General features: G+C 67.3%; 8 protein-coding genes. 1 reads left to right on the top strand and 7 read right to left on the bottom strand.

The window, feature by feature from the left end:
* Window positions 1–28: 28 nt before the first annotated feature.
* The 4 genes from KDL01_RS33070 to KDL01_RS33055 form a co-directional block, all read right to left on the bottom strand.
* The gene (locus KDL01_RS33070; RefSeq protein ID WP_368861696.1) at window positions 29–1,288 is read right to left on the bottom strand and encodes a TIGR02678 family protein; all 1,260 of its coding nucleotides are present in this window, start codon (window positions 1,286–1,288) and stop codon (window positions 29–31) included.
* A 2-nt stretch (window positions 1,289–1,290) separates the two neighbouring features.
* Window positions 1,291–2,925: a TIGR02677 family protein gene (locus KDL01_RS33065; RefSeq protein WP_212532615.1), complete on the bottom strand. Its 1,635-nt coding sequence runs from the start codon at window positions 2,923–2,925 to the stop codon at window positions 1,291–1,293.
* A 99-nt stretch (window positions 2,926–3,024) separates the two neighbouring features.
* Window positions 3,025–4,023, bottom strand: coding sequence for an ERCC4 domain-containing protein (locus KDL01_RS33060; RefSeq protein WP_212532614.1), 999 nt, complete (start codon window positions 4,021–4,023; stop codon window positions 3,025–3,027).
* Between the two features lie 1,077 nt (window positions 4,024–5,100).
* The gene (locus tag KDL01_RS33055; protein ID WP_212532613.1) at window positions 5,101–5,337 is read right to left on the bottom strand and encodes a hypothetical protein; all 237 of its coding nucleotides are present in this window, start codon (window positions 5,335–5,337) and stop codon (window positions 5,101–5,103) included.
* 644 nt (window positions 5,338–5,981) lie between these two features.
* On the opposite strand from KDL01_RS33055, the gene KDL01_RS33050 reads away from it, so the two are divergent.
* Window positions 5,982–7,469 (top strand): FAD-binding oxidoreductase, encoded by a 1,488-nt coding sequence (locus tag KDL01_RS33050; RefSeq protein ID WP_212532612.1) that lies wholly within the window; start codon window positions 5,982–5,984, stop codon window positions 7,467–7,469.
* Window positions 7,470–7,761: 292 nt separating this feature from the next.
* Here the strand turns inward: KDL01_RS33050 and KDL01_RS33045 are convergent, their stop codons facing one another.
* The 3 genes from KDL01_RS33045 to KDL01_RS33035 all read right to left on the bottom strand — a co-directional run bounded on the left by KDL01_RS33045 (window position 7,762) and on the right by KDL01_RS33035 (window position 11,704).
* Complete coding sequence (locus tag KDL01_RS33045) at window positions 7,762–8,307, bottom strand: hypothetical protein (RefSeq protein ID WP_212532611.1); 546 nt, start codon at window positions 8,305–8,307, stop codon at window positions 7,762–7,764.
* The gene (locus tag KDL01_RS33040) at window positions 8,300–8,872 is read right to left on the bottom strand and encodes a SigE family RNA polymerase sigma factor (protein WP_212532610.1); all 573 of its coding nucleotides are present in this window, start codon (window positions 8,870–8,872) and stop codon (window positions 8,300–8,302) included. The genes KDL01_RS33045 and KDL01_RS33040 overlap by 8 nt, the downstream gene beginning before the upstream one ends.
* A 321-nt stretch (window positions 8,873–9,193) precedes the next feature.
* Window positions 9,194–11,704, bottom strand: coding sequence for a hypothetical protein (locus KDL01_RS33035; protein ID WP_212532609.1), 2,511 nt, complete (start codon window positions 11,702–11,704; stop codon window positions 9,194–9,196).
* Between the last annotated feature and the right edge of the window lie 263 nt (window positions 11,705–11,967).

The raw sequence follows: 11,967 nt of genomic DNA, 5'->3' as shown, positions 1-11,967 counted from the left end.
GGACGGGGCAGATCGGGGCGCGACGCGGTCATCGGGAACTGTCCTTGGGGGCGGTCTTGGAACTGGACTTCAGCACGCGAGGCGCGGCCAACGCGTAGCGGTGGATCGCGGGTTTCGCGCTGAATAGCTCGCTCTCCGCCTCACCTGACACCTCGACGAGATCCAGCGCGACCAGCCGTCGCAACGCGGCGTCCGCGAGGTCGCCCGCGGCGGCCGGGTCGGCGGCCGACTTGCGCCAGTACTTTCCATGCTCTGCGGCCAACGAGCGCACCAGGCGCGCCAGTTCGAAGCGCGAGACCGGCCGGCCCCGATCGGCCAGGTGCGCGGCAATCAGCAGGGTGACGTGTCCTTCCGTGCCTTGCTCCGGCATCCGCACATCGGTCAGTTCGTCCTGCGGATCGACCATCGCCACGCCCTCGGCACGCAACTCCGGTACAAGACCGGTGAACGCGTGGATCCGTGCGGTAATGGCTTGGCGCTGGCGAACCAGGTAGTCGCGCTCCTCGTCGTCGAGCTCCGCGTAGTAGACCACGGGATCATCGAGCAGGCGCCGGGTGAGCCGATGGCGCAGGCCGCGCAGCCGCGACTCGTCAGTATCCGGACGCGGTTCGGCCGTGAGCTCGGCCAGGCGCCGCTCGAAGCCGGTCGCCGCAATGGTCGACGGGTTTCGTGTCGTGGCCAGCAGATCGGAGAGCAGCTTGCGCTTGACGTCGTAGAGCACGTCGTTCTCGGTCTGCGCGACGAACCCCTCCTCGTCGCCGTGGACCCTCTCAAGCACCCCGAACTCCAGCAGCACCCGCACGACGGCGACCAGGTCGGAGCGCTCCTCCCGGCGCTCCAACCGGAATTCGACACCCGTGTCCGCCAGAACCGGATCGGCCACGCCGGTGATCACGCCATCGGCGAGCCGTCCCAGAGTGATCTGGCTGTCCGAACGTTCGAGCACGGCCAGAGCCAGACACAGCAAGACGTAGCGGCGCCGGGTGAACGGGACCTTCGTCTTCGGGGCGATCGCGGGCCGCGTCGGGTCGTCCAGTCGAGCCGGGGTCTTGAGCAGGCGCGCGCTCTGCACATCCACGACCAGACGCCAGCCGGTCTCCGCGGCGAACCACGTCGTCAGTTCCGCGGCATGCTTGCGCACCAGGCGGAACTGCTCGTCTGCGGTCCGCAACAGCGGTCGAGACAGCAGCGCCCGCGCCGCCCTGATGCGCTCGGCCCGGACATCCGCGAGGAGTGACGCAGCCCTCGGATCGGGGTCAGTCTCGACCGCGACGGCCAGATCGTCGATCGTCACCGGGTGCCTCCGGCGGGCGCGAGGTCCAGAATCTCGATGATGTGCTCGGGACCGGACAAGACCCCGTCCTGCGTCGGGATATCGATGATCGTCGACTCGTCGACCAGCTTCAAGCGCACTTCCATCGTGCCATCGCCCGTCATGGCCGAGCACTCCGCCTCACCGGGCACCCGCGCCGCCAGCGCGTCGCCGAGCACCGCCAGAAACAGCCGAAAGGCCTGCCGGTCCAGTCCTTCCGGCCCACCGAGCTCGGACAAGAGCGTCGGGCCGTCCGTGGCCAGCCGAGACCTGGCCGCCGCCGTCTGCGCCGCCTCGGCCTCGGCCTGCTCGGCCAGGAAAGCCCGGGCCGCGGACCGGTCCGCAACCTTGTTCGGCGAGCCGCGCCGCTCATATGAGCCGGTCTCCCGCAGCCGAGGGCTGATCCGCAACGGCGGTGCCTGCTCCCATGGTGTAGCCGACGAAGGCTGGTCCCGCGACCACAGCTCCTCCGTCTCCGCGTCCACACTCAGATGCCGCGCCGGGGTCAGCGCGAAAGCGGCCCGCCAGAGCCGATGAGCGTCCTCGTCGGAGCGTGCCTCGGCGAAGAACCGCGCCAGCGCGCGGAAATCCGCGGACCGGTCCACCCGCCCGCCCCGGCGCTCGTTGAGCGCGGAGACCGTGTTCACCAGGTTAGTGATCGCACTCACCGCGCTCGCGCGCAGCAGCTTCGCCTGGGAGGGGTGGTGGGCGCCCCGGGAGACGAACCAGTCCGTCAGGCCCCGCCAACGGTTCTCCCACGTGGCGAGTGCCGCGGTGACCGCCGTCGTGGCCGGAGCAGTCGATCCATCGACGGTGCTCACTCCGCTCCGCCCGGCCGGCCCTTCGCCGTCCGGGACCGCATCGGCGGCTTCGCGCTGTGACGCGAGGATGAGCAAGCGCGACACGCCCGATGCGTTCACCTGGCCGAGCAGATCTGCGATCTGCGCTCCACGGTTGGCCAGATCGGCGATGAACCGCTCGATGTAGCCGATCAGACGGTCCTTGTAGGCGATGAACCCGTCCTCATCACCGTCCTGGAAGTCGATGGTCCGCCTCAGCGAGGCCATGAACGCCTCCGCGTTGTCGGCCAGTGAGCTGAACCTGTCGACGAGCCCGAGCAACGCGAGGTGCGCTTTCGCCGCGTCCGGGTTCGGATCCCGCGCAAGCACGAGCAGGGACGCGAGCTGCTCGGCGATGTCTTCCAGCGCCACCGCCTGCAACTGACCGCGATGGCCCAGCGCCTGCTCATACGCAGCGATCGCCGCCACCGCGGCCTGCCCGTGCCGGGTGAGCTGGTAGAGATAGCGCGCGCGGTGGAAGTCCTCGACCGTCGTGACCCGCCCGGTGTCCGCGTCGGCACGCAGATTGCCCCACGACTCCAACTGCTCGAGCGCGGCTGAGACCGACTCGATCGCGACAGTCGTGATGCCAGTGTCTCGACGCAACTCGGCGAGCACGTCCTCCGGCCGCAGGTGCACGGTGAACCGCGCCCTCGCCTGGGCGAAGACCCGCAGGACCTGGCCGTAAAGCGCGGCGTTCGGAGTGCTGAGGTAAGCGAACGGCTGTGGCCCGGCCGTCACAGACGACGGAAGATGGGATGCGGCGCGGCTCATATCGTCACATTGTTCCGCATCTCCGCGGCCGGCACGCCGTCTTCCGGAGATCGGCGCCGACGCGCGGCACTGTCCGCTGATCCTTCGGCCGAATTCAGGTCAGCCGCGTGGATGGGTCCGACGCCACGCGGCCCAGACTTCGGGGCGAATCGGGCCCTTCTCCGGCTGAGGCAGACCGACGGTGTACGCCCACCTGCGCACGCTGGATTCCGAAGCCGAGTATGCGGCTGGGGCGGAACGGAGCGCACGGTTCCCGGGCTGGCCGTCGATGTGCGACCCGGCAGCCAGTTCATCGACCACCCACTGACGCGCGGCGCCGAGGAAACGGTAGATCCACTCCTGCGCGAGGCCGCGGGTTCCGAGGAAGATGATCGGCACGCTCTGATAGCGAACCTGCAACCTGGCGAGCCGGTCCGCGATCCGCGCCTCACGCGAGTGTTCAAGGGCAAACAGCTGGCCGTAGTCCTCCTCGATGACCACGGCGGCACGCGGTAACGCGGCCAGCTCGGCGAGCGCGTACTCCAGCCGATGATTGGCGAGAGAGCCGGCCAGATCCGGCAGCGACTTGCGCTCCACCGCCGCCACCAAACGTCCGTCGTGCACCACCCCGTAGTCGCCGCAGGCAAGTCTGTGCCGAACCAAGCGCACGGGCTGGTAGGCGAAGTCGTACCCGTCCTTCTCTCTGGTGTCGACGATGATCTCAAGGCCGCTCAGCCCGGCCGCTGTACTTGCGGGCACCACGGAGCGCTCCGGGTAGCGCACGCGCGCCTGCGGGCTCTGCCAGAAGATCATCTCGCGGCCACGGCAGGTCGTGAACACAAGTTGAGAGCGGTTCCTCACGGGCCTGTCGAGGACCACGTCGATGCTCGCCCCTCGCCGTTCGCACGCAAGTACTCTGGACCGGTCCACCAGGTCAGGTGATCGCGGCCAGCACCGCGATGGCAGCTCCATGCAGAAGATGCTCCGCTCCCGGGGCCACTTGCCGGCCGAAGCAAGGAGCAGCCCTTCGCCATAGGGGACCAACAGCAGGAACGGCAAGCTTGAGCTGGTGTTCGGGTTCACCGCCACCAGCAGCTCCCGTGCCGCTGCCTCCTCCATGTGACGACCGTACGTGTTGACGCTGACACCATTGGCCAATGGTCATTACGTCGTTAGCCCCGAAGGCGCGCGAGACAAGCGCGAGGGGAACACACGGAACGCAGCGGCAAGAGCGGACCAAAGCGACATCCGACCCCGCCGGTCGAGCGGCGTGATCCCTGCCGTCACGTGCCTATTCGCGCATGGAGTATCCACCCGCGACTATCGCATACACCGTTGCGCCGCATGCCATATCAGGCCTTTTAATCCTTGGGTTGTGGGTTCGAGTCCCACGCGGCCCACCCGAGACACACCCGCTGACCTGCGGAAAAGACGCTTGCGCAGGTAAGGGCTGCGTGGATACGGCGGCGTAGGTGCGAGGGAAGCCCGCTGGGGTTAGTGCCCTGGCGTTGATTCGCTATCCACCGTGACGTGCACGGATCTCCGCTGAGCGGTCGAGCACGGCCCGGGCGGCCCGGCGCACGACGGCGATCTCAGGGAACGAGGACTTCGCCCCGGCACGGCGAGCGGTCCCGGTGCGCCCGCCTACAGCGAGGCCACGGTGCCTGCCCGGGCGCTCGACCTGCTCGCGGCGCAATTCCTCGCTCACGGGGCGGGGCTCGCGGCGAGCGGCAGCCCGGCGGCGAGCGGCTGGCCGTCCGAGAACGCTGCGAACAGCGCCGCCGGGGGCGCCACCACGAGCGCGTCCTCACTCACCGCCGCCACCGCTGCGGCGGCCCTCACCGCCGACGGTTCACAGAGCGCGTCAAGCGCCGGTTGCGGCGGAGCAGTTCGAGCGGTTCCTCAGCCGGCGGGACCTGCCAGGCCGCGTCGCTGAAAATCTCGCTCGGCGCTTCCGGTGGCGGAGCCTCGCAGACCACGCGAACGGTCGACCTGGTCGACACGGGCTCCTCGGCCTGCGCCATGGACGGCTTGCCTATGGCCGGGCGAGGTGGGCGCGCCTGAGCGGCAAGCAGATGTGTCGAGAGCGCGACGTTCGGAATTGATTGACTCGGTGGCCGGGACGACAGCCGCCCTCGACACTCAGGCCTTCGCGCTGTGGCTTACCCGATGCCACTTGCACCTCGACGGTGGCAGCTACCCTTGCAGGAAGCCGTCTCCATGTGCACTGATGTGGGCTTCCAGGGCACCAAGAGCGCCCTGAGTCGCCTGTTCGGTGCCCAACCCGTGCTTCTCCGCGTAGTAAGCCGCTCCGAGCTTCCTCAGCAGGTCGTTCCCCGCACGTTGTTGCTGTAATTCGTCGACCTTCTGCTTCCCTTGCGCGAGTCCGTGCTGGGCCTGTCCCTTGGCCTTGGAAAAGAAATTTTCTGACATGTCTACTCCAAAGGGGTGTAACGCCGCGCTACTGGCGGCCAGTACCCGGCTGCCTCGCAGCTAATCGCGAATAGCCCCGGATCATCCGAACGACCGGGGGTTTGTGGGCGAAGCTCGTTATTTCCGCCCGCTGCCGGCCCACATGTGCAAAGTCCCCGCGACCTGCAGGCCGCCGCCCGGAATGGCCTTGGCTCTCGGGCACGATCGAGTCGGCTCTGCGGAACCACCGAGCTGATCGGCTGATCGGAGATCTTCTCCGGTTCGCCCAGCCGGACCGCTACGCACTGGGGCGGGTCGAGCAGATCTCGAGTCGGCCTCCGGGCCGAGTCCCCGGCGACCTTGACCAGCGTCGGGAGCATGCGGCGGAACTGGATGCTCCCTGCCCTCGGCCGCGAGAAGTGCCACCGATGCAACAATATGTACCTTTCTCTGGCACAAATTCATCCTGTCGCACTTTGGTGGCGGCGGTTCGCAGTGGCCTATCTCCATCATTTCAGAATGTCGGTACCGACCGCATGAGCGTGTCAGACGATGTCCGTACGGCACCCCTGTTACATTTCCGTATTAGGAAGCTGTCACACAGGGATTAATTCACCAACGTGTGAAGCCGGTTCGCCTCGCACCCGTTCGGGAGGACAGGGAATATGAATGATTTTTCTCGCCGCGGCATGCTGAGAGCGACGGCAGCCGCCGGCGTCGGCGCGGTCGTTGTTCCAGGCACTTTGGCCGCAGGTGCCCCGGTCGCGAGCGCCGCGATGGAGTGCGAGCACTGCCCGTGCCCGCCAGCGGAGCTGACCGGGCGCATCGTCCGTCCCCGTGACCCCGGCTACGCGGATGCGAGCCTCGGTTGGGACGAGCTGTTCACTCACTTTCCACTGGTCATCGTCTTCGCCCAGAACACTCAGGACGTGGTCAACGCCCTCAAATGGGCCCGGCAGAATGACGTCGCGCTGCGGGTGCGCAGCGGCCGGCACAGCCTTGAAGGCTGGTCCAATGTCGACAACGGCATCGTGATCGACATCAGCGAGTTGAAGTCGGTCGAGATCGATGCGGCCGCTCGTATCACGACGGTCGGAGCCGGGCTCAGCCAGTTGGAAGCAGTGACCGCGCTCGCGAAGCAGAATTTCGCGGTGACGACGGGAACGGAAGGCACCGTCGGCCTCTCCGGTGCGACGCTCGGCGGCGGATTCGGCTTCCTCACTCGCTGGCTCGGCATGGCCTGCGACAGCCTCGTGGAGGCCGAAGTCGTCGTAGCGGCCGGCGCGGAGTGCGCCAAGGTGGTCAAGGCATCCTTGGCGCACAACTCGGACCTGCTCTGGGCACTGCGCGGGGCCGGAAACGGAAACTTCGGGATCGTCACGTCGCTCACCTACAAGGTGGCTCCACTCAACAGCGTCACCTACGTCCAGGCCACCTGGGAGGGCATCGGCGACCTGCATGGGGTTTTCGACGCTTGGCAGCGTACGGCGCCCGTCACCGACAACCGCCTCGGGACCCAGCTCGAGGTCCACAAGAACCAGATCCTGCTCTTCGGGGTTCTCGCCGAAGGAACACCGGACGAGGCGAAGGGACTGCTGGCCCCGATCCTGTCGGTGGGCAACCCCACGGTCACGGTGCAGGTGGGCAACTGGGGCGAGGTGTACTCCGGATTCCAGATCCCGACCGAGAACGAGCCTGCGAACTGGAAGTTCTTCTCACAGTTCACCAGGAAGCCGTTCCCGAAGGAAGCGATCGGCGTGATCGCCTCCTTCATGCAGAACGCCCCCACGGATGACAGCAATTTCTTCACCCAGGCCTTTGGCGGGGCCGTCCGGAGGCGACCTGACGGAGGCACCGCGTTCCCGCATCGCGACGCACTCTTCTACTCCGAGCCTGGCGCCGGCTGGGGCAAGCGCGGAAGCCAACCCGGCGTCTGCGACCCGCTCACTCCGCAGGCCCAGGCCTGGATCGCCGAGTTCAGCCAGGCGATGCGGCCCTACGTGAGCGGCGCCTATGTCAACGTGCCGAACATCGGCATGCAGGATTGGGAGACCGCCTACTGGAGATCCAACTTCGACCGGCTGCGCGAGATCAAGACGAAGTACGACCCCCGCAACGTCTTCCAGTACGAGCAGAGCATCACACCCGCCTGACGCGGGCACGCGCGGGAACCCGACACCTGGATACCGGATGGAAGATCATCCAGTGGACGAGCACCAGGCGGCACAGCACAGCGGCAGCAAGCGGTATCCGGCGGAGTTCAAACGCGACGGGCCGAGCGGTGCGCTACGACCATCTCGCCCGGGCCGGGGCACGTGAGGCCCGGGCCCGGGCGAGGACGAGACGGCGTGGACCATGCCGCGACAGGAACCCGGCGTTGATCTCCAAACCCCGTGATGCAGCCCCCTGATGCAGCCCCGTGATGCAGCCCCGTGATGCTCCGAGTCAGTGCGCCGGTCCGGTCGAGACCACGATCGTCAACGGCGTGTCGACGAGCACGAGCTGGCCAGCGACCGAGTGGTTCCGGTCGTCGACGACGTCGATGACCATGCCTGCCGCGACGTCCGGACTAGTTACCGATCTGATGGCCAGGTGCGTGTAGCCGTACCTACGCAGAGTCATCTGCATGTACATCGCGCCCATGTTGCCCATGTCGAACGGAAGACGGTGACTGGCCTCCGTGGTTGTAACCCCAGGAGACGGGGATCTCCCCGCGCCGGTAGACGCACCGGCAAAGGCGGTTCCAGCTTCCGCCGGCGCGTGGCCGCGTTCTGCGCCGCCCACCGCGAACTGCGTACCGAGTAAGACCACTGCGGCGAGCGCGGCGGTGCCCAGCACTGCCCGCCCGGCCCTATGCCGCCGGATCCGCTTGGTCCCGCGCGTCCTGATCCTTTGCGGACCCTCGATCATCGAGGCGGTCCGCACCGACTCGGCCAATCGCACCAGGCTGCCACGTACTTCGACTGCCTGCTGCTCGTCGAGGTCAGACAAGGCCGTACTCCTTCCTCGCGGATCCATTCTCGCCTCGATGTTCCGGTGCTGCCGTGCGGTGGACCGCACCCGCCGATCCCTCGCCGTCGTCCTCGGACACCAGCGGCGCCAGCGCCTGCCGCCCGCGCGAAAGGTGTGACTTGACCGTTCCCGCCGCTATACCGGTCTCCCGCACGATCTGCTCGACCGACAGATCGGCCACATAGTGCAGCACCAGGACTCGACGCTGGCGTTCCGGAAGTCGGCGCAGCGCCTGCACCAGCACGATCAGGTCCGGCCCGAGTTCCGGACCCGGGTGCGACCGCGCTGCCTCGCGCCAGTGCGCAGTGAGTCGGTTGCGGGACTTGTGCCATGCGTTCACCAACAGCTTGTACGCGACCGAGCGCACCCAGGCCTCGGGATTGTCGTACGCGCCGATCTTCGGCCAGGCCTGCCACGCGCGGACATAGGCATCCTGCACCGCGTCCTCGACGCTACCCAGATCGCCGGTCATTGCGAACAACTGACCGATCAGCCTGTGCGAGGTGGCCTCGTAGAACGCGTCGAATTCTGCCGTCTCCCGCATGACCCTCCTTTCGCATTCCGTGCACGCCGCTGCGCGGGGTACGTCTCTCACACAGCCGAGCCGCACATCCGGTTGCACCGGAATCAACCCCACACCGCAGGATGTGACAGATCGGCCACCCCGTGCACGGTCCGTACGGCGGTCACGAACCCGGATCTGCAGATCCCGAAGCAGCAAACCCTCCGCGGGAGAAGCGCGAGGGGAGTGGACGTGCGGACGGTCCTCAGCCTCCGGGACGGACTGATCCAGCACGAATGCGACCGGCGGCGACCGGCGAGAACACCCGTGGGTGCTTTCGCCGGTCGCCGCCGGTCGGTCGGGTCAGCTGAAGTAGCCGAAGACGTCGGCCACGAGCTGGGTGGTGCCCTTGGATTCGTTGTAGAGGGCCGGCTGGTCGCTTCGCGGGTTGCACGCCACCATCACCATGGAGGGGATGGTCTGCCCCTTCAGGAAGTTGATGTTCGAAGCGGTCGGCACGCTGCTCGACACTCCGCTGTAAGCCACCAACAAGCCGTTGGCGGCCGGAGAGACGACAGTCACGTTCAGCACGAGCGCCGCGACCTGGCCCGGTCCACCGTCCCAGTAGCCGGTGCCGTCGAATTCGTCGTCGAACCACCAGACGGGCGGGGAGTCAGCAGCCACCGGGTAGGTGAGCGAGGATTCCTGGCCGGTGCCGTTGCGCGTGTCCAGGGCCCGCCACGGCTTCATCGGAATGAAGGCGTCGCCGCCGGCCGCCGTGTAGTAGCCCGCCATGTCCGCGATGATCTGAACCGTGCCGGTCGAGGAGTTGGTGAACTCGATCTTTCCGTCCGAGCCGACCTTCACGATCGCCATGTTGGCCACCGTCTGGCCGGTGCGGTAGTTCACGTTCGAGGAGTTCGGCGTCGTGCCACCCGAGGGGAACGCGGTGACGAAGCCGTTGGCCGTGCCGCTGACCACCGTCACGTTCATCGCGGCCGAGGTCGCGTTGCTCGGGATGGAGCCGTTTCCGGCCACCTGCAACGAGATCGTGCCACCCGGCGCTACCGCTTTCGCCGCAGTTCCGGTGCCGTGACGAGTGTCGAGGAGACGGTCGGGCGAGCTGAGCGGGTGATAGCCACCGCCGGCCGAGCCGGTGACGTAGTAGCCTTCCACGTCCGCGACGAGATACGCCGTCGCGCTCGTGTACAGGTCCACCTTGCCGTCCTGGCCGACCATCACCGTGGTCAGGTTCGGCACGGTCTGCCCGGTGGAGTAGTTGAGGTTGCTCGAGGTCGGCAGTGCGGCGCCGTCCGGGTACGCGGTGACGAAGCCGTTCTTGGCCGGCGAGACCACGGTGACGTTGAGCACCACGGCTGCGATCGCCGAGGCGGCGGGCGCGCCGGAGACACCGGAAGCCACGGAGAAAGCGACCGAGTGGCCTCCCGTCACCATGCCGGTCGCGGCGCCCGTGCCGTGGCGGGTGTCGAGCACGCGGGCAGGGGTGACCGGCACGTACGTCGCGCCCTGCGTGGTGACCTGTGTGGTGAAGGTCTTCGTCGCCGACTCGTCCACCACTGTCGCCGTGATCGTGTACGTACCGACACTCGTGTACTGATGCCCGCCGGCGATGTCACTGAAGTCGGTGAAGATGTCGCTCGAGCCGAGTTCATAGCCGACCTGGTTCGTCGACCCGTCACCCCAGTTCAGGCTGACCGAGGAGCCGCTGCCGATCAGCAGCCCCTTGAGGTCGACGTTCAGCAGAACCGACTGCTCGTCGACCACGGCGACGACCGACGCCCCGGTGTACTGCGCGAAGTCCATCGCGCCGCGGTCGTCTCCCGTCCACGCGTTGCCGTAGAAGTCAGTGGCGCCGCGGCCCGGTGCGGAAGCGTCGGCGGTCCCGAAGGCCGGATTCGCCGATGTCAGCAGGGAATCGGACACACTGGTGTCGAAGTCTTCGAGCACGTCCTGTGAACCCTGGCCGGTGGCCGTCTGGAAGGCGGCAAGCGTCGTGTACGCGGCGCCCGCCCAGGAGTACGGCACGTTCGTCACCGCGTCGAGGGCCAGCACGTTGTACTTCTCCGTGGTCCCGGGGGCCGACGAGGCGTCCACCGTGATCTCGGGTGTGCCGTCGGAGGCACCGGAAAGCAGATTGTTCTCGATGCTCGTGCCGCTGGCCGACCCCGTGACCGCGATCGGCTTGGCCGCGCTGAGCATATCGATGGTGTTGTTCGTGATGTCGGTCCCGGTCGCGCCGTTCACGGTCACGCCGGACGACGCCAAGCTGGTCCGGATCACATTCGCTGTGATGTCCGTGTTCGCCGCGCCCGAGGCCACCGTCACCGTCTCGACGCTGTTGCGCTCGGCGGAAACCGCGCTTGAGGACGATTCGACGGTCAGATTCTCGATGTCGCTGCGTGAGACGTCCACGTGCGAAGAACTCACGACATCGATGGTCGTAGCCGCCAGATCGAGCAGATCGACATAGCTCGCGTTCTTCACGGTCACCGTGCCGGCGCGGTTGATACTCCCGATGTCGGCGAACCGTCCGATCGCCTCGAACGTGATCGGCGCGGTGGCCGTGCCCGAATGCGTGATGGTCACCTCCTCCGGATATTCGACGGCGTTGCCCGCCCCACCGAAGATCTCCACGGTCGTGCCCGCGGTCGCCGCGTTCGCAGCGGCCTGAATGGTGCAGTACGGCGTGGCCGTCGAGCCCGCCGTCGCACTCGTGTCCGAACAGTACGGAGACATGATGTCGACCAGGAGCGTGGTCGCACTCGCCGCGTCGGCCGACTGCGCGGGCAGCGCGGCAGCCGAGCCGAGGGCGATCAGTAACGCAGCGCTGGCCGCGAGTCGGCGCGATCGCACCGTTTCCCTCCCTAGCACGGGGTTTCCGATCCCCGAGTCTGATTCCCCACCTTTGTTCGGGAGCTTAGTCGAGCCCTCTGACAGCCCCTTGTCACGCCCTCATAACATTCTCATGCGAACTTCTCGACCGAGGCTTGGCGCCGGCTGGGCCCGGAAACGCCTGTAGGCCCCTGACCATTGCTGGTCGGGGGCCTACGGGTTTCACGGTGAGTGCGGCGGCGTCCTACTCTCCCACCAGGTCTCCCTGGCAGTACCATCGGCGC

The sequence above is a fragment of the Actinospica durhamensis genome (genome assembly GCF_018139695.1).
In the GTDB taxonomy this organism is placed as follows: Bacteria; Actinomycetota; Actinomycetes; order Streptomycetales; family Catenulisporaceae; genus Actinospica; species Actinospica durhamensis.
Note: the sequence above shows the minus strand (reverse complement) of the source record. Positions and strands in the feature narration are given on the sequence as shown.